Raw genomic sequence first — 21,308 nt, forward strand, 5'->3', positions numbered from 1 at the left:
AAAACATTATTAAAAACGAGCGCAAATTACGAAATTGATTGAGATGAGGAAACCTAAATTTAGCGCATAAAAAAAGGCAAGCTACCTACATCACACCGCTACGACCATTTACCTTTGCTTCGTTCCCGACCTGGAGGATTCAACAGGAGCTGGTTGTGTAGGACTTGCCGGCTGCAAAGATACAATCTTTTAAAATTATCACAATGATTTTTTAAACTGATTTTTAATAAATATCTTGCTTCAAACTAAATTTAAATCATGGAAGCTCTCAAGTATTTAACAATCATATTATTAAGTATTACTCTCGTTTCTTGCGGCTCTAATAACAGTAATAAAAAAAGTGATTTTTCAATAAAAACTAATGCTAATAAAGGCCATATTTCAATTAATGAAACCTTAAATCTGTCTCTGGAAAACAAAAAAGGACATTCAATTGAATCGGTTATTTATAAACTAGACGGCAAAGAAATTAATAACTCGTTGAGTTTAGCTGACCATAAATTAGGCAAACATACTTTAGAAGCCGTGGTAACTTATAATGAAAGTAAAGAAACCGTTTCAACCAACATTACCATTCTTAATAATGAGCTTCCTAATGTGTATACGTATGAAATCATCAATACATATCCGCATGATATAACCTCTTACACCCAAGGTTTAGAATTTTATAATGATACACTATATGAGAGTACTGGACAGTATAAAGAATCTAAATTAAGAAAAGTAGATTATAAGACGGGAAAGATTATAAAAAATATTGACTTAGCAGATCAATACTTTGGGGAAGGCTTAACCATTCTTGATAACAAAATATATCAACTAACTTGGCAAGAAGGTACTGGTTTTGTGTATGATGTGAATACCTTTAATAAGCTTGGTAGTTTTAAATATGGAAATAGTAAAGAAGGTTGGGGCTTATGTCATGATGGTAACAAAATTTATAAAAGCGATGGAACCGAGAAGGTTTGGTTATTAAATCCTGAGACTCTAATTGAAGAAGATTATATTCAAGTTTACACCAATAAAGGTAAGATTGTTGGCATTAATGAACTAGAATGGGTTGAAGGTGAAATCTATGCTAATAGATATCAAAAGAACGGTGTAGCCATTATAAACCCCAAAAATGGCGCTGTTACTGGGGTAATTGATTTTTCAACCTTAAAAGACAAAGTAACACAGCATGATGGTCTTGATGTTTTAAATGGTATTGCCTATAATCCTGAAACTAAAACCATTTTCATTACGGGTAAACGCTGGGATAAATTATTTGAAGTTAAAATTATTGAGAAGTAATTTTTAACCTGATTTTATTGGATATTCCACTACCAAATTACGCTTTATAGAGTATCTTTGTGGTACACTTCTTAAAAGCCTTTTATCATGGATAATTTAGATGCCGCGAGACTTCAAATGGCATTTACCCTCATATTTCACATTGTATTTGCTTGTATAGGTATGGTCATGCCATTTTTTATGATTGTAGCACACAAAAAATGGCTAAACACAAGAAATAAAGTTTACTTAGAACTCACCAAATCTTGGCAAAAAGGTGTTGCCATTTTTTTTGTTGTTGGAGCGGTATCAGGTACCGCTTTGTCTTTTGAATTAGGGTTGTTATGGCCAGAATTCATGAAATATGCAGGTCCTATAATTGGTATGCCGTTTTCTTTAGAAGGTGCTGCATTTTTTGTTGAGGCTATTGCATTGGGTTTTTATCTTTATGGTTGGAACAAAATTCCTGAAAAATTCCATTGGTTAACCGGAGTTATTGTTGGAATATCAGGAGTAACCTCAGGTATTTTAGTGGTTTCCGCTAATGGATGGATGAATGCCCCATCTGGTTTTGATTATATTAATGGTGAATTTTTAAATATAGACCCCGTAAAAGCATTTTTCAATCCAGCTTGGTTCACTCAAGCGTTACATATGACGCTTGCCGCATTTACGGCAACTGGATTTGCAGTAGCTGGAATTCATGCCTATCAAATCTATAAACAGCGTCAAATAGAACTTCATAAAAAAGCATTTAAAATAGCCATTACTTTTGGGACGGTTGCCGCTATTTTGCAGCCTTTAAGTGGTGATTTATCGGCAAAAGATATAGCCGAGAGACAACCTGTTAAGCTCGCCGCTATGGAAGCACACTATAACACGCAAAAAGGTGCTCCCCTATATATTGGAGGTATTGTTGATGAAGAAAACGAAAAAGTAACTTATAAAATTGAAATTCCTAAAGCATTATCATTTTTAGCTTTCGGCGATTTTAATGCCGAAGTAAAAGGACTTAAGGATTTTCCCGATGATGTAAAACCACCTGTAGCTATAGTGCATTATGCCTTTCAAGTTATGGTAGGCTTAGGCACCCTTTTACTCGTTGTAGGAATCTTATTTTTTATTAGTCTTAAAAAAACAGCTTTATCGGAAAATAATAAATTTTGGATGTTATTTGCATTAATGGCTCCCATAGGATTTATAGCTCTTGAAGCAGGTTGGATAGTCACTGAAGTTGGAAGACAACCTTGGATTATTCATAACGTTATGAAGACTAAAGATGCTGTTACTCCTATGCCAGGCATGATTTATAGCTTTTATATGTATGTTATCCTGTATTCGATTCTAACTATAGCAGTAAGCTGGTTAATGGCTAGACAAATTAAATTACTTAACCAATCAAATTTAAGTTAGTATGTTATATGTTGTTCTCACGTTTTTACTAGTCTCCCTTTTGCTTTATGTAATTTTAGCAGGTGCTGATTTTGGAGCTGGTATTGTTGAACTTTTTTCTACAAAGAAAAACCAACAGCTTACTAAGAAAACCATTTATCGGGTTATGGGGCCTGTTTGGGAAGCTAACCATATATGGATTATCATATTAGTGGTTATTCTTTGGGTTGGGTTTCCTCAGTTTTACAACATTCTAGTGGTGTTTTTACATATTCCATTAACTCTGGTGTTGTTGGGTATTACACTTAGAGGTGTCGCTTTTGTTTTCAGGCATTATGATGCTTATAAAGACAAATCTCAAATCCTGTATGACTGGATGTTTAGAATAGCCAGCCTCCTTACCCCTATTTTCTTAGGCATGACGGCAGGTGCTATGCTTTCTGGAGAATTAATTATTACAAACGACTATCAAGCGTACACTTTTAAAGAACTCTACATAACACCATGGTTCAATTGGTTTGCAATATTAGTAGGCTGCTTTTTTGCAGGACTTTGTGCGTTTTTAACGTCTATATTACTTATTGGGGAATCTAACCCTGATAACCGAGCGATTTATGTTAGAAAATCACGTTACACCACCATAGCGGTTATTAGTATTGGTTTTTTAGTACTATCCTATGGCTTTATAAATAACGTTGCTTTTATAACCGATTTTATTAAAAATCCGTATACCATAGCATTAATTGGTATTTCTGCCATATTGATTATGCCTTTGCTTCAAAGTATAAAAAATGCTAAAAAGGTGTTAAGCAGAACGCTGGCTGGACTTCAGGTTGTATTGATATTACTAGCCGCTTTTATAACCCATTTTCCTGTGTTAATTCTTGGAGCTAACGCTAACATAAATATTCTTGAAACGGTAGCTTCTGAGAAGACCATTCAAGTATTAGGTATTTCACTCATTGTTGGCGGACTCATTATTCTACCTGGCTTATTTCATCTTTTAAAATCGTTTAAGATGATAAAGGTATTAGAACAGTAATTTTTTAACTTCTGTGTTTCAGTCTACTTATGTACGGCACTTTGTGTACAAGGACAGTTGCTAATACCTTGTAAGAAGTTAAGACCAATGGTTATCACATGAGTACCGGAGTTGTATCCTGCTAAATCATTTGTAGTCACCTGGTAGGCATAACCAAAATAAAAAATAGACTTTTGAAACCCTACCATAGGTCCTACGTTTAATGGTTTAAAAAATTGATCATTCAAAAAGCGGTAAGAAATACCCGCCCAGAAGTAATCTTCATTTCTATTGAATTTTCTGAATTTAAAATTCACATCGGTACTAGAACGTTTATCACTCTGAAACATTTGATAGAATATGGATGGTTCAAACTCTAAACCACTTTTCTTAGGCCCTCTAATAGTTAAACCAGAGTATATTTGGTAGTTAAGCAATAATCGAGGTTCGGCTATTCTGATGCTTTCATCTAAGTTTTTATCTAGAATATTATTAATGTTTAAACTAAAAAAGAAGCCTTTGTTACGGTAAAGGGCACCTACATCAAAGTTGTTGTTTGAGGTACGTCTATCATCTGTTACAAACGGATCTAAAGTAGGGTTTTCATACCCGCCATCAAAGTTATTAATATCTATTCTGAAGTTATTCAGGTTATACGAAATCCCGAATGATAAATATTGCTTAGAATAATAATCTAAAACCAAATGGTGTGCAAACGAAAACTTTAATCCCGTTTGAATAGTATTTCCATTTTTATCGTTATACAGGGATAAACCTACTCCTGAACGATCCGCTATTCTAACATCGCCATAAATAGATTGATTATCCGGTGCTCCTTTTATACCCACCCACTGGGTAAGGCCGTTTGCTCGTATCTTTAAATTATCACCTATACCAGCATAGGTAGGAGATACCACGAAATTATTATCTGCCAAATACTGCGTAAATACAGGTAGATTTAACTCCTGCCCATAGGCATGAGTCAGCATAAAAACTAGTAGGTATATAATGATCTTTTTCATGTGTTTTCGTCTTAAGGGAACTTATTATCTATACAGCGTAAAGTGGCCTACAAAATCTCTATCGTCTTTCGGATCATTGAGTTTAACAACATACCAATAATCACCAGTAGGCAACTCTTGGCCGTTATACTTACCATCCCACTTATCTCCTACTCGTAATGAGGCTATCTTTCTTCCGTATCTATCAAATATATCAAAGGTTAAATCCTTATACTGATCGGCACATCCTGGCCCCCACTTATCTAAATTTCCATCATCATTTGGTGTAAAATAATTTGGGATACACACATCGATATACTCAAAATATCTGGTAGCACTTACCTGACAACCATTGGCATCGGTTACGGTTACGGTATAATCACCTGAGGCATAAATATAGAAACTACTTTCTGTGCCGTAAGATTCGCCATTCAATGTAAATTCATAAGGTTCTGCCCCTCCTGTAGCAGTAGCTACTATTTGATTGATCTCACCATCGTCTATAGCTAACACTAATGGGTCATACTGCTCGATATCAAAATCAGAAGTAACTTTTTCACACCCATTAGTATGTCTTACACTAATGTAATGTCCCACACCAGCTGGTACATCTATAAATACATTGCTGCTTTGATATGGACCGCCATTTAAAGAATAATCTAAATCATTAGCATCAATACTAGCATCTGTTGATACGGTTACGGTATTGGTAGACAAATTATTGTTTACGCAACCATAAACAACCTCAACCTGAGGATCTATAAATACAGACTCTGGGAAAGTAATGTTCCATTCAGACTCACAGCCTTCGGCATCACGAACATACACGATATGATCACCTCCTGCCAAATTATCAAAATCAAATTGGGTTTGAGTCATACCGCCCGTGGTATACACCCCATTGATATCATCTAAACTAACGCTGTAAGGTAAGCTTCCTCCAGATATCTCTATGCTAAAGGCACCATCTAGGTCACCTGAACACACTTCAGGAAGTATTGAGTTTGGCACTATGCTCAGCATAACTGGTAGAGGTTCGTCAATAGTAAAATCTAATAAGATATAACAGCCTAATTCGTCTTGAACGATGATTTGATAATCACCCGCCAATAAATTATCAAAAATAGGCTCATCAAAGAATTGATCCATCTGTGGCGAAATAGCATACTTAATAATACCTGTACCGCCTGAAGCCGTTATTTCTACCATACCATCATTAGCGCCATTACAGGTCACATCTGTAATACTTAATTGCGCTGTTACCGGTGCTGAAGGTTCTGTGATTTCAACAACTTCAGAGGTAACATCACAATCACCACTCTCTACATACACTTGATAACGCCCTATTGGAAGCTCTGTAAATACGCCTGGGCTATCTTGAGTTACTGGAGTAACATCATTTCCTGAGTCGTCTTGTAAGGTATATACATAATTACCTAAACCACCTTGGGCTTCTGCAACAATAACACCTGTACTATCTCCTGCACAATTAATGGTGGCGTTGGTTTTATCTAAAGTCACTATAAGTTCAGGAAGTTCTTCAACCAAAATATCATTTGATACTACAGATGTACATCCGTTGGCATCTCTAACATAATATCGGTAAGTTCCAGGAACCACAGTGAAAGTTATATCAGTTGTAAACGTTCCTAAAGGATTGCTAAGAGAAGCATCACTACTATATTCATAAGGCCCCGTACCGCCTGTAGCACTCAATGTAAGTGAGGCTTGTGTTAAACAGGTTGGGTTCGTTGTTTTCACTAAACTAGCTACAATTTCAGAAGGTTCTGTAATGGTAACATCGGTAGTTGTAAACGAACAGTTATAACCATCGGTTACTATTACGTTATAAGTACCTGCCCCTAAATCTGTAAAGACATTAGAAATTTGAGGTCCTGATGAATTTGCTACAGGAGACACCCTATTTAAGGTATAGGTATAGTTACTACCTTGACCTCCTGTTGGTGAACTAACCGTAATACTTGCATTGGTATCTCCAAAACAAGACAACATTGTTGTGCTTGGAGTAATGATTGCAGCAATTGGTAGCGGATCTGCTAATACAACAGTTGCCGAAGCCACACAACCTTGGCTATCTCTTACGTTTACCATATAGTTACCAGCAGCTAATCCTGTGAAATTATATTGCGTTCCAAAAGCTATCAATTCACTTCCATTTAACATTAACTGATACTCATAAGCACCTGGCCAGCCACCAGAACCAATTGCTGAAATGGTACCATCGTTACCATTACAAGTAATTTCGGTATGTGATTCTGTAATTTCTAAAGGTGCATTAGGCGCTGTAATGGTTGCATTGGTTGATACTGTACAGAATGGTGCATTTGTTAACGTTGCATTAATGGTAAATGTTCCTGATGGCAATCCGTTAATAGTTAATGGACCTGCGTTAGCAGAAGTTCCTGTTTGTACAGGAGCTCCTAAAGCATCTAATACTTCATAAGTAAACGGTCCTGCGTCATTGGTTGGTGTCGGTACCTGATCTATTAACGTAAAAGTTATACTTCCATCGTTATCACTAAAACAAGTCACATCCGTAATGCTTTCAACCTCTAATTCAAAGGTATTTGGGACATTTACATAATGTGTTGTTTGCAAACTACATCCTGTATCTAAGTTTTCTACAGTAATTGTGTAGTTACCTACTATTAAACCAGTAAAGTTTCCTGTTGTGTTGGTTTGGTTGTATGATACATTAACCCCTGCAACTGTATATTGCAGGTTGGCCGAACCTCCAGTTGTTGTAGCAGAAACTGTAATATCCTCGTCATTTAAACATGTTATCGCATTATCAATGGTAATATTAATTTCCTCTAATTCCACATAAGGTGCAATAACTGCTGAAGTTGTTCCTGAACATCCATGATCATCATACACCGTAATGGTATAGTTTCCACCTAATAAATCAGCCTCCGTATATACATTGTTAGAACTTGATTGTACTAAGTTTCCATCTCTATAAAATTCATAAATAGTATAGTTATTAGAACCTCCTGTTACCCCAGACACTGTAATGGTTGCAAAATTTGCCGCATTTGTATCTGGTGTACATGCATACTCTATAACTGTTGGTGCTGGTACTACAATAACGTTTGGCTCACCTACAGTTTCTTGTTGTGTTAATGTACAGTTTCTTCCTGAAGTAACAGTTACATTATAAGTGCCTGGCGCTAACCCTGTAAATACATTTGAGGTTTGTGTGGTTACACCTCCATCTAAACTATAAGTATAAATAGGATTATCATTAGTTGCCGGTAAATTAACTGTAATCGTTCCATCTGTACTTCCGTTACAAGACACATCGGTTGGTGTGGTAGTAAACGTTACTGGTGTTGGTGCTTCTAATATAACAGGAGCTGTGTTATCACATCCTGTATCTATATCAGTTATTGTTACCGTGTAAGAACCTGCAGCAAGGCCTGAAATTACATTTCCAGAAACAATTCCTGTATTAGGACTTATAGCATAACTGTAATTTCCTGAACCACCCGTTCCTGTAACTGTAATCACACCATCATCATCAGAACAACTTGGTAATGTTGTTGCTGCAACATTTAAATCTAAAGTTGGATAAATTTCAATTGGTGTAGGCATTGTTGCTGTACATCCATTACCATCCATCACTATGACATTATACGTGCCTGGTGTTGAAACCGTAAAGGTAGGACTCGTTTGGAATCCTGTTCCTATAGAATAACTAAACGGAGCTATTCCTGTTGGACTTGTCACCGTAAATGTAAACGGATCGCCATTTAAATTACATTGGTTATCTGAAATACTTGGTACGGTCACTGTTGGTAACGGATCGGTTGTAATGGTCACATCTATCATATCGGTACAACCATTAGCATCTCTTACCCAAACATCCCAATCTGTGCTTGTTGCAGGATCTAATATTGCTGAAGCACTATTAGCGTAATTTAAATTTGTTGGAGTAGCGCTATCTACCACAAACGCATATTCGTAAGGTGATGTTCCTCCCGTAGCTTGAACGGTTACCTGTGCCCCGAAATTACAATTAGCATTTATATTATCAATTTCAGCTAAGGTTATAGTTGTTGGTTCACTAACTACTATAGTTGCTTGATCTGTACATCCTGTTGTTGCATCGGTAACCTCAATTGTATACGTATCGGCTACCAAATTTGTTAAACTTACAGTTCCTCCTGATTGACTTATAGTTCCTGTTCCAGATAACAATGTCACCGTATAAGCTGAGGCATAATTAGCTACCGTAAAATCTACCGCACCATTAGAATCGCCTGTACATAATGCATCGCTAATTAATAACCCTGATACTGTGATATTAGTTACTGGTTCAATAGTATAACTTTCTGTATAATAACATCCATTTTCATCCGTTACGGTAAAGGTATAAGTGTTTGGAGTTAACCCTGTAAATACGTTTGAAGCTTGGGGTGCAACAGTTACTGGAGAAATGATCTCATAAGTTAAGACGCCTACTCCATCTGTTGCTGTTAATATTACATCTGTTGTTGGGTCATTACATGTTATTGGATTAGAGGCGAAATCTAAATCTGTTGGAACATCTAGGGCTGGTATTACAACATCAATAGGTGCGGCAATAACACATCCATTAGCATCTTTTACCCAAGCCGTAACTGTACCTGAATTATAAGTGGTATACGTGTTAGTTGATGAGTAATTAATACCACCATCAAAACTAAAGGTATATGGTGCTGTTCCTCCATTAGCTGAAATGGTTACTAGTGCTGGCTGAGTAACATTTCCTGAACCACAGCTTAAGCTCTGAGTTAAAGCACCAGTACCACCTACTAGAGTTGGTTCAATTATGGTCACCTGTGTAATTCCAGATAAACAATCTTTACTATCTCTAACCTGAATATCATAAACGCCTTGTGCTAGTCCACTAAACACATTTGATGCTTGCCATGTTGCACCTCCATCGTTACTATATTCATAAGGTGCAATACCATTAGCGGCCGTTACAATAATACTGCCATCGGCACCACCGTTGCACGTTACATCTCTTTTTGAATACGTTAATGTTGGTGTGGTGTTTGGTGTTACCGTGATTTCATTTGAAATGGCTTCACAAGATTGTGAATCAATTACTTTGAATAGATAGGTGTCATCTGTTGTAGCTGTATAGGTTGTTCCTGCTATGGTAGACCAGCTTGATCCTCCATTAGTACTAACTTCATATGTATTATATGTTCCTGTACCCCCACTAGCTGTTAGTGAAATTTGGGCATCATTAGTACAGGTTAAATCGACATCTAAAATAGCATCTAGTAATAATGGTGGGTTTATAGTATAAGTTGTTGTAGCTGTACAGCCGTTGTCATCCTTTATATATAAATCATATGTTCCTGCTGCGCTAAGAGTAAAGTTCGGACCGGTTTGGTAAGCGCCCCCAATACTGTAGGTTGCATTACCATTAAAAGTAGTTCCAGATAAAGTTATAGAAAATGCGGTGCCATCAAAACACTGTTGAGCAGCAGGGTTAATTGTTGGTTGTGCGTCTAGAACAACCGTTACATCTACTTTTTTAATGCAACCATAAGCATCACGAACATAAACATCATATAGTCCTTCTGCTCTCTCAAATGTATTACTAGAAGCCCAATCAGTATCAGCAGGTGCATTACCATCTAATACTACTTGATATTCGTATGGCGCTGTTCCATTGCTAGCTATAGCTGTTATCAATCCTAACTCATTACAATTCTCATTTCTAGTTGATGACGCAGAAAGATTTAGTTCTATAGCTGATTCCGTAATATTGAAATCATCAGATGCTATACTACAACCTGCATTTGTAGCTCCAGTTTGTTCTGTAATTACTACCACATAATTTCCAAAATCAAGATTACCCAAATTTGAGACAGATAATGTTCCATTTGCAGGAACTGTTCCTGTTCCTGAAATCACAGGCACTAAACTTTGTAAGCTTTGAGAATCCAATACCTCATAACTAATATCTGTTGGCGTACCATACGTACTATTTATATCAAAACTTACATTGCCATTAGCACTACCAACACAAGTAATGTTATTAGGCATTAATGAACTTACGTTTAAAGTAGAGTTTGTTGGTATGGCGGTATCTGCTGTTTCATAATAGTAACACTGTGTTCCTTCGTCATATACTATAAATGTATATGTTGCTCCTGGAATTAAGTTTGTAAAAGTAGTAGATTCTGGACTATCCTCATCTTGCCAAGGCGCAGTTGTTGGTGCTGTATAGGTCATACCAGGTCCCGTATAAATTGCAAAATGATATGGTCCAGATCCTGATAGAGGCGTGCCTATTGTAACTGTGGCCGAGCCACCTGTAGAACAATCTGCTGGAGGTGAACTTACCATTATATCTAAATCATCGGGTGGTGATGCTACTAATACATCTTGAATCAATACAGAACAGCCATTTGCATCAACAATATTAATTTGATATAAACCAAAATCGACTACATCGAAGCTTACGGATGTAGATCCTGTTGCATTTAACTCTGAATTTGAATAGCTATTTGTTCCTGTAACAAAGTAATTATACGGAGCCGTACCACCTGTTACACTATCAATAATTACTGATCCCTTTGAAATACCAGCTCCTATACAAGTTATTGGTTCCGCATGATATGTTGGCACTATGGCATCTGGCTCATTAATCGTAATCGTTTCAGTATCATCACAACCTCGTGCATCCGTTACTGTAACGGTATAATCTCCTGCTGGTAATCCAGAAGTTTGTGTTCCGTAATCGGTTCCCGTATCATCATTATGAACATTGATTACAAATGGTGGAAAACCAAAATTTGTATCTATGTTCACCTGAATAGCAGCTGTTTCCTCTCCGTTACAAGATATATCCTGAGTTTGAGTAACATTTAAAATCACAGGATCTACAGTATCTGAAACCGTTATAACTCCTGTTTGTTGTGTACAACCATTAGCATCGGTAATTTCAAATTGGAAATCATCAGCTGTAGAAGTTGAAAATGAAAAGGTATTTCCTGAAACCACTGGAGCCGTTCCTGTTCCTTGAATTATCGCTACCGAATAAGGTGCGTTTCCACCAGAAATAGTTCCATCAATAGTGGCTTCTGCTGGCGCCGAACAGGTTAAATCCTTAGTTAATAAAGCATCCACAGTTATAGGTTCAAATACTTCTGTTGCTGTAGTAGCTGTTCCTGTACATCCATTAGCATCTCTTACTGTAACGGTATAACTTCCTGCTGCATTTACTGTAAATGTTGGACTAGATTGATATGAAGCACCTCCATTAATGCTATATGAATACGGAGGAACACCATCAGTTGCGGAGACTGTAAACGTAAATCCTGAGGATACATCACATTGATTGTCTACAATAGGAGCCGTTACACTTGGTAAAGTATCTGGTGTAATTGTTACTGTGGTTGGTGTTGGTTCTGTACAACCGTTAGCATCTTTTACATACACATCCCAAACTAAATTTGCTCCATTATTAGTATCAACAGTAATTACATTACTGCTTCCGTAATCAAATGCTGTTGGAGCACTTGATCCTGAAATGACAGCGGCATAGGTATAATTTGGTGTACCTCCAGAAGCCGTTACCGTAATTTGTGATTCGAAATTATTACAATGTACATTAGTGGCCGTTGCTGTTGCACTTACTGCATTGGTTGGCTCATCAATAGTCACACTTGCATCAGCAATACATCCAGTATCGGTATCGGTTACTTCAACTGTATACGTTCCAGCTATTAAGTTTGATAAAGGTATTGGATTGACCCCAGCCTGAACAGATCCTCCATTAATGGTATACGTGAAATTCGTCGCATTGAAAACTTCAAATTGTGCAGCACCATCGTTTCCACCAAAACATAATACATCACTTAATTTTAACGCCGTGATGGCAATTGGCGTTACTGGTTCGATAACAAAAGATTCGGTATAATAACATCCGTTTTCATCAGTCACTCTAAACACGTAAGTATCTGGAGCTAATCCTGGGAAGGTGTTAGATGTTTGCGGTGCTATTACTATCGGTGATATAATTTCATACGTTAACACTCCTACTCCATTGGTTGCTGTTAGTGTTACGGTAGCTGTTGTATTATCACAAGTTACCACTGTTGCTGAAAAATCTAAATCGGTAGGCGGATTTAATGCTGAAATGGTTAACGAACCACTATCTGTACATCCATTAGCATCTTGAACAGCATAATCAATGGTTTGATCTGTTCCGTTATCATTTACAATTAAAGTATTTGTTGCACTATAACCCGATCCATTAAAACTATAGGTATATGGCGCCGTTCCTGTAGTTGGAACAGCAATAGTCACTGTTGATGATTGCTTAGTATTATCAGGAGCACAACTAAAAGCCGTTGCTGAAGCACTGGCGACTAAAGTTGTAGGTTCTGTTAAAGTTACAGTTCCATTGAAAATACATTCATTGGCATCTTGAACTTGATAGGCATACGTTACATTGGCAACTAAACCAGTATATAATGAGGTGGTCGTAAATGGACTTCCATCAAAACTAAATGTATAAGGTCCAACACCACCTGATGGTACAATTTGCACCGAACCATTACTGCTACCATTACAACTCGGATTTACCGTGGTAGTAGTTGCTGTTGGGTTTTCAATAGGATTAACAGTAATCACATTTGATACGGCAGTACATCCGTTAGCATCGGTTACTTGGAATTGATAAGCTCCATCAACACCTGTGGTTAAGGTAAACGTATTTCCAGACAGATTTACAGTACCAGATCCCTGAATTAAAGTCACGGTATATGGCGCGTAACCATCAGAGATTGTTCCTGAAATTACTGCATCTGGTGATGCAGTACAATCTAATTCTTTTGTTAAGGTTGCGCTAATATTAACTTGTGCAGCAATGGTTTCAGCGGGTAATGTAAATTCACATCCATATGCATCTCTAACTGTAAACACATAACTACCAGGTGTTAAATTATTGAACACAGCACTTGATTGAAATGTGCCTCCATTAACACTGTATTCATAAGGCGTTTGCCCACCTGAAGCTAAAACTTCTAAAGTTGCTCCATTAGCCACATCATAACAGTAATCGGCATTAACAATGGATGCCGTTGGTGCCGTTGGCGTCACTAAACTTATTGTTGTTGTGGCCAGACACCCGTTTGCATCTGTTGCTCTAACAGTATAATCGCCTGCTGGTACATTGGTTAAAATACCATTGGCTGGGAATGTATTTATCACATTTAATGATGCATCTAATAATTCATAGGTATATGTAGGTGTTCCGCCTGTAGCCGAAGCTGTTACCGTTGAACCATCTAAACAGGTTACTGGCGTTGTGGTTGCTGATACGCTTAATGGCGATGGCGCTGTAATTTCAGCTTGTAATGTAGATTCACAAAGTCCATTTGAAGCCGCATCATAACGTACTACAACGTTATAAGCTCCTTCTGTTAAATTGGAAATAGTATAAGGCGAGGTTGTTGTGGTACTCCAAGTTGCTCCCCCGTCAATAGAATACTGATAGCCATTAGTTGCATCAAAGTTTTGAGCCGCAATGGTAATGCTTCCATCCCCTGCACTTGAACAGGTTACGTCACTTGTAGACACAATCTCTGCTGAAAATGCTTGTCCTGGGTCTATAATAAAAGGAAAATCAACTTGTTCAATACATGTTTTTGGTAATTGATACACGCTAATATCATCAATAAGCGCATCATTACCATAATATTGTACACTTCCTGAGCGAATCACAAAGGTTAAGCTTGTATTATTGCCAGGATTAAGTGTTAACGATCTAAAATTCCATTGTTCATTTTTGGGAACAATACCTGTATAATCTTCAGCTATTACATTTCCTGAACCATCTACTAGCTGAATTCTAAAATCGGGATCGTCTCGATCAGCTTTTACAGCTCGCATTAAGTTGGCTACATATAAATCGACCTGAATATCCTGATTAGGTATAACATCATTAATTGGTTTACTATAAAGTACACCATATGGGCCAGCAGCTGAACCAATGTTTACTAATAAAAATCTGCCATCTGGGTCTGTTCCATTGGTTGTATGATCGCTAAAATGATACCAAGCGCCCGTGTTATTTGCGTTTGGATCGTCTGATCTCCAAAAGAAACTAGCTACTGAGTACTGATTATCTTCAACAGAGCGTGTGCCGCAAGAGTATGGTCCATTTATACGTTGGTCGTTAAAACAATAAGCACTGGCAATACCAGAAGTTGTTGTTGGTGCTCCACTTCCAAAATCTTCATTTAATAAATTACTAAATGTAGGGACGGTTTCTAACTTATAGGTCACACTAATAGTATGGCTACCTTCAGATACATTTAAGAAAGTTTGTGGATCGGCTAAATTCGGATTTTCAACCCCATCAATTAAATAACCATAAGAATATGAATTTGATGAACTGTTATTAACTGTTACTGTTGTATTTCCTGTTCCGTCACAATTATAATCTACATCAGAAATGTTAATAGACGGTGCTTCTGGTTCCGGTTCTAAAACAATTCCAGGCATAGCAAACATACATTCATTGGCGTCCCTTATGTACAAAGTATACGTGCCTGGTGCTACATAAGCCTCATTATCTGAAGTCCAAGTTGATTGGTTATCGAAGCTGTATTCATAAGGTGGTGTTCCTCCTTGTGGATTGGTAATTCGAACACGCCCTTCACCATTTGGTCCACAACCTGCTAACTCTGAAACACCTCCTGAAGCCGTTACCGCATTGGGTGTTTCTGTAATTACAATATCTTCTGCCACACTAAAACACGCTTCTCCATTTAAAGCATAAGATATTAGTGTTTGGTAAGTTCCTGCGGCAAGACTATAAAAATTTGGATTTGAGGTAAACGTAGTGCCATTATCAATACTATAATTGATAGTATATCCGTTAGCATTGGTCACATTAAAGCTAATACTGCCTGAGTTGTCTCCATTACATAAAATATTAGTTTGACTCACAGAAAAATCTGGAGCTGGAATCTCATCTATTGTGATGACCGCGTCTGCAGAACAGTTATTAGAATCTACCACGGTGATATTATAAACACCTGCAGTAGAAACAACTATTTCTGGGTTGGTTTGGAAATCTGTAGTACTATTTACAAAATAGTAATAAGGTGGTGTGCCTCCTGTAGGGTATACTGTGATTTCACCATCGGTACAGGTTAAGGGTTTGGTTATTGCTGCTGTTACTTCTAATAACGGCGGTGCTATAATATCAATATCTTCCGTATAAGTACAACCATCATCTGTTGTAACATTTACGGTATAGGTTCCTGGGTTTAATCCAGAAAATGTATAATCACTAGCTAATATAGGGCCTACACTATTTACTAAAGTACCTCCTTGAGAAATACTATAATTGTATTGAGGTAAAGCATTGTTTACGGCCAACTGTATACTTCCTGTTCCATCATGACACCCTGGTTGGGTCACCGAAGTAGTCACAGAAAAGTCTCTATCTCTAACATATATACTTGGCGTTTCAAAGATACATGGGTTGGTATCTACTCCTACTTGTCTAATATAAACTGTATAATATCCTGGTGTAGTTACATCAAATGTGTTAGATGGTTGAAATGGTCCGTTGGCATCTAAGCTATATTCGTAACCAGATGGTACATTCCCTACAACCACTTGACCGGGTGTAGTACACAAAATATCTTGGGCCGAAATAGTTGGTGTTAATAAATTAGAATAAACATTAAAATAAAACTGCGCAAAACAGCCGCCTGGATAATTAATGACTATTCTAAATTGACCAGCCGTATCAGCAGTGTAATTTGGACCTGTAGCAATTTGATTCCAAGTACACCCAGGATCTTCATTAGCACAATCTTCAACGGCTACAGCAGCACAACTTGTTTCATCTAATTTTTCCCAGATAATAGAAACCGCATCACTGATTCCTGTAGTAATATTTCGGGTATCATTTCCTCCACATAAGAAAATATAGGGTAAAACCTTTCCATCATTGGGACAGATGGGTAATAAATCAGCATAAGGAATTACAGGGTTTGTTTGTGCACTACCAAACGTAATAACGTTGAACGTTTCGTTTATAGACAAACAAGTAGACTGTGTAGTATTTTGTACATAGTATGTCCCTGTTTCTGTAACTGTTATAGATTGAGTTGTTCCAATAACAGGTGTTCCTGTTGGACTAGTAGACCATGAATAACTATCATAACCACCAGCAGCAGTAAGCTCTACACTATTACCACACAACACCTCTTCTTTGGTAAAATCACAATTTGAGATGTCAACAATAAAATTGGTTGAACCAGGTACCCCTAAACATTCAGTGGTTGCAAAACTTCCTTCCTCTTCTATAATTGTAGGGTTAATCACACCTCTATAGGTTGCAAAAGCTTGATTCTTTATTTCATTAGAACAGGCTTGACTCAAATCATAACAATTTGGTACAATTTGTATAGCCAAACGAATGACAAATTTAGGATCACCAACCTCTACAGACCCATCTGGAATATTAAAAATAAGTGTTCTTGTAACGGGGTCATATGATTGTAATGTAGCACCTCCGGCATTACTTAAATCTATGTCTGTTGAAGGATCAAAAACAATATTATCTGGAAGTACATCTTTCAGGGTAAATTGGGTTACATTATCATTACCTACACTTTGATAAGTAATTTCATAAAACAGATTTTGCCCTAATACAACATCGTCACCATCTATGTCTTCTCCAGATGTATTTGAAACCTTTTTGGTTAAGTCAATATCAGGAGAAATAATATCTACAGCAAAAACACTAAAAAATGCAAATATTGGATCGGCTTGTCCTCGAGCCACCTGTAGAATAAAACTTGCCGAAGAATCATTATTTTTTATATATTCAGGTTCAGATCCCTTGATTTCTAAAAAGCCTGTATCATAACCTAAAGTATTTTCACTAAAAGGATTTCTTGGATGGGATACACCGTTTTCATTTTCTATAACCGATCCAAAAAACTTATTAGCTGTTCTAAACGGAGTGGTTACCTCTTTACCGTTAATCTCTAGCTTGGTAGCACGTTTGGTTCTATCGCCATCTAAGGCAGCATAGGCAAATTGAAGATCGATGGCTCCAACAGGAGGTGTTGAAAAACCAGTAACAGGAACCTCTTCATAATGACCGTCATAAATATGACTAAATCCATCAAACACATTAAAAGACTTCGTGTGAAGATTCGGGTCTTCGTAAATTACAAAAAGCGTCCACCCCGCTGATAAACCTGTGGAGTAATTTGAACCGAGACTTGCGGTAACATCAGCCACCGTGTAAGTACCTTCTAAATCAGACAAACCAGATAATAAATCAGTAACTTCTGCGTAACATGCATAGGGTGTATTTCCAGGTTCATTAGGTTCAGACACAATTGGATTTGAAATGGCATCATAAACAAGCTCACCAGTAATATTGGTATATGTTGAACTTCCAGGAAGTTTAAGTTTTACTTGATTGATACTTGATCGGTCACCACTTTGTAGAACAGCTCCCCAATACAGTGCAGCATAGGCCACCCTATAACATGTGGTAGCACTTCCATCTTCTTGATCATGTAATAGTAAATCGGCACTACTGGAGCTAAACGTTGACGCATCATTATCAATATCAATATACTGCATGGAGATATCTTGATTGTCTTGACTTAAATCATTAAAAGGCTGATTATCTTTTCCTAGAATACTATTACCCACCACAAGCATGCTTCCTCTTACTTCTATGTTTTTCCTTAGAGTAAAAGGCTTATAGGTTTGTGCCATACTGCCAAAAGACACAAACAATGAGAATAATACAACGTATACTAGATTGTGATAAGTAGGTTTATTCATAGTGGTTAGTTTTTAATCTTTTCCATAATAGGGCGATATGAAAAAAAATGTAATCCCCTTTTTTGACATCTAAATTGTCTACTCTGCACAAAAACTCTTACTAAAAGTCATTTCATCTGTTTTATGTGCATTTCGTCGATGTAAATATCGTAAAAAAAATTGGACTACAAACTAAAACCACGGAAATTAAGTATCATTTACCGTTAATTCTTGTATTTCAACTGTGATATTAAAATAAAAGTAAGATTAATAATGTTAAAATAAAGAGTTTCTACATGTATAGCAATGTAGAAACTCTTAATAAATAGGTTTTAAAACTCTTGAAGTACTTAGTTTTCTATTTTTACAATAGACATTTTTGCATTATAAGGTTGACTACCTTTCGCCTCATGGGCTCGCTGTGCCTGATCTAGATTATCGTATTGTTGATAATAGATATAGTATTTGCTTGTATTAACATCATAAAAGAAATCTATATTAGTTTCACCAGCCGCAACAGCTTTGGCAATAAACGCATCTCGCTTATTCACATCAGAATGGACTGCAACCACTAAATAATAGCCGCTATTAACATGTTTAACGTCTTTAACGATAACAATATTGTTTAATTCTTCACCTGAATCAAAATCAGATGCTTTTAGAGGTGTTTCACTTAGTGCGGTATTATTTTTAATTCTACTTAATGCAGCTCTGTCCTTCTTATATCTATCTTCTTCATTATCGTATAAAGCTCTCTTTATTCTGCGTTTTCTTTCAACTTCAGTAGCTTCGTTTATTTTATCAAGTTTTTCTAGTAATTCCTTTTTCGTCTTTATAATCTCTAATTGGTCATTTTTAAGAGATTCAATTTTCTCTTGAAAGGCCATATTAACTTGATCATTTTTGTTTCTTACCTTTTTAAGACGCTCATTATACAATTCTTGTAAATTATTAATTTTTTCTTCTTGAACATTAATTGCTTGATCTATTTGTAAGCTTATTGCTTTGATTTGAGCATTTTCAGCCGATACGCTCTTAAATGCTTTTGGTGCTTGATAAATGCCTTGTTCGCTTAAATCATTCTCTTCTTTTAAATCGATAAGATCTTTTTGTTTTACATCAATTCGTTCAATTAACTGCGTTATTAATTCTTGTTGTGCATCTTTGGTATCATTGGCTGATTCAGTAATATCTTTCAATTCTTCTACACCCTCTCCTTGTAATACAGGCTCCTCAACTTTATTTGCAGTTTCGGTAGCAGTATTTATTTGTGCTTGTTTTTCTTCTTCCGCTTTTTGAAGTGCTAGGGCTTCAGCTTGTCTAGCAGCTTCTTGTTGTTTCAACAGCTCTTCTTCCTTAATTCTAGCTGCCTCAGCTATTTGTGCCTGTTTTTCTTCTTCAGCCTTTTGACGTGCTAGGGCTTCAGCTTGTCTAGCAGCTTCTTGTTGTTTCAACAGCTCTTCTTCCTTAATTCTAGCTGCCTCAGCTATTTGTGCCTGTTTTTCTTCTTCAGCCTTTTGACGTGCTAGGGCTTCAGCTTGTCTAGCTGCTTCTTGTTGTTTCAACAGCTCTTCTTCTTTAATTCTAGCTGCATCAGCTATTTGTGCTTGTTTTTCTTCTTCAGCCTTTTGACGTGCTAGGACTTCTTGTTCTGCTTTCGAATCTTTTGTTTCTGTCCCCAGATGTACAGGAATGACTGCTGCTCCACCACTTTCGGTAACAACATTCTTTTTGTTTACCTCTTTAACCGATGTATTTGTTGCAGTTTTATTCTTTCTAGGGTCTGGTTTTGTGTGAACTACACGTCTATATTTCTTTTTATCTTGAATGAGCAATGCTTGTTCATCATCATCACCGCTATAATTATACCTGTTGTTATTTTTAAATTTGTAGGCTAAGGTTATGTCATGTGAATGCCCTAAAACAGATATATCTCCTATAGCTTTTTCAAAATTGTACTCTATGGCTATTTGTGAACTTATATTGAGTCCTATTCCTGCTGAGAAACCATAAAAAGTACTATATCCTACTTGCCCCCAAAGTCCTTTAGGAACGGTTAACATAGCAATACCAGAGATAACCGTTTGATTCTTTTTGAACTCAGATCGTACTAATGCCGAAAATTTGCTTTCGTCAAAAAAGCCGCGCCCTTCCATATATCCTGTGTACATGGCGTGTACTTGTAGACTTTGCTCTGGGTTCTCTTCAATGATTTTTGAAGTTGTTAGATTATACGCCACAACATTGTTTAAAGCAAGTCCAAAATCAACAAAGTCTGTACCGTAATTTATACCTGGATTTATGGCTATAACCGTATTTGAAGGTATATTATTTAAAGAAGGGTCTGGAAAATTAGTAACCACCTTGCCCTCATTAATACCACTTTTATAAAACGCTACATTTAAACCAAATGTTAAATTGTTAAACCGATTTAAAGCGGCATTATAAGCCACATTCAAGTTAGCACCAAACGTATTTAACACTCCGTAGTTTTGCTGAAACAAACTTAAACCTGCACCAATATTTTCTCTAAATCTTCCTGAGTATCCAAATAGATAGGTTTGCGGCGCATCATCAAATTGTACCCACTCCCGTTTATTGTAAAAACTTATATACTTATTTTGCTCTCTTACAAAACTAAATGTGGGGTTAATGAATTGTCTGTTGAATTTTAGTGATGTTCGTATGGGAACATGATAAGCAACCACGCCATCTTCTTGTGCAAAAAGGTTTTGAACCATGCAAAAAAATAGTATAATATGTAAAATATACTTGGTCAT

At 36.7% G+C, this 21,308-nt stretch carries 6 protein-coding genes and 1 other RNA gene; 3 read left to right on the forward strand and 4 right to left on the reverse strand.

Features of this window, described 5'->3' with window-relative positions:
- Positions 1-71: 71 nt before the first annotated feature.
- Positions 72-170: signal recognition particle sRNA small type (gene ffs / locus KFZ70_RS13245), an RNA gene on the reverse strand.
- 88 nt (positions 171-258) lie between these two features.
- Between ffs and KFZ70_RS13250 the strand changes: the two genes are divergently transcribed.
- From KFZ70_RS13250 to KFZ70_RS13260, 3 genes are all read left to right on the forward strand, one after another.
- Positions 259-1,293: a glutaminyl-peptide cyclotransferase gene (locus tag KFZ70_RS13250; protein WP_139694754.1), complete on the forward strand. Its 1,035-nt coding sequence runs from the start codon at positions 259-261 to the stop codon at positions 1,291-1,293.
- Between the two features lie 87 nt (positions 1,294-1,380).
- Positions 1,381-2,685: a cytochrome ubiquinol oxidase subunit I gene (locus KFZ70_RS13255; RefSeq protein WP_139694755.1), complete on the forward strand. Its 1,305-nt coding sequence runs from the start codon at positions 1,381-1,383 to the stop codon at positions 2,683-2,685.
- Position 2,686: 1 nt separating this feature from the next.
- Positions 2,687-3,706 (forward strand): cytochrome d ubiquinol oxidase subunit II, encoded by a 1,020-nt coding sequence (locus tag KFZ70_RS13260; RefSeq protein ID WP_139694756.1) that lies wholly within the window; start codon positions 2,687-2,689, stop codon positions 3,704-3,706.
- 23 nt (positions 3,707-3,729) lie between these two features.
- Here KFZ70_RS13260 and KFZ70_RS13265 read toward each other — a convergent pair whose 3' ends face one another.
- The 3 genes from KFZ70_RS13265 to KFZ70_RS13275 form a co-directional block, all read right to left on the reverse strand.
- A complete protein-coding gene (locus tag KFZ70_RS13265; RefSeq protein ID WP_139694757.1) occupies positions 3,730-4,707 on the reverse strand; it encodes a type IX secretion system membrane protein PorP/SprF in 978 nt (325 codons plus the stop codon).
- A 24-nt stretch (positions 4,708-4,731) separates the two neighbouring features.
- The gene (locus tag KFZ70_RS13270) at positions 4,732-18,549 is read right to left on the reverse strand and encodes a T9SS type B sorting domain-containing protein (protein ID WP_139694758.1); all 13,818 of its coding nucleotides are present in this window, start codon (positions 18,547-18,549) and stop codon (positions 4,732-4,734) included.
- Positions 18,550-18,878: 329 nt separating this feature from the next.
- Positions 18,879-21,308: a PorP/SprF family type IX secretion system membrane protein gene (locus KFZ70_RS13275; RefSeq protein ID WP_139694759.1), complete on the reverse strand. Its 2,430-nt coding sequence runs from the start codon at positions 21,306-21,308 to the stop codon at positions 18,879-18,881.

The sequence above is a fragment of the Allotamlana fucoidanivorans genome (genome assembly GCF_045788535.1).
In the GTDB taxonomy this organism is placed as follows: domain Bacteria; phylum Bacteroidota; class Bacteroidia; order Flavobacteriales; family Flavobacteriaceae; genus Allotamlana; species Allotamlana fucoidanivorans.

Coding starts and splice junctions, on each gene's coding strand:
- KFZ70_RS13260 (WP_139694756.1), top strand. CDS start 2,687: ATGTTATATGTTGTTCTCACGTTTTTACTAGTCTCCCTTTTGCTTTAT.
- KFZ70_RS13275 (WP_139694759.1), bottom strand. CDS start 21,308: ATGACCAAGTATATTTTACATATTATACTATTTTTTTGCATGGTTCAA.
- KFZ70_RS13270 (WP_139694758.1), bottom strand. CDS start 18,549: ATGAATAAACCTACTTATCACAATCTAGTATACGTTGTATTATTCTCA.
- KFZ70_RS13250 (WP_139694754.1), top strand. CDS start 259: ATGGAAGCTCTCAAGTATTTAACAATCATATTATTAAGTATTACTCTC.
- KFZ70_RS13255 (WP_139694755.1), top strand. CDS start 1,381: ATGGATAATTTAGATGCCGCGAGACTTCAAATGGCATTTACCCTCATA.
- KFZ70_RS13265 (WP_139694757.1), bottom strand. CDS start 4,707: ATGAAAAAGATCATTATATACCTACTAGTTTTTATGCTGACTCATGCC.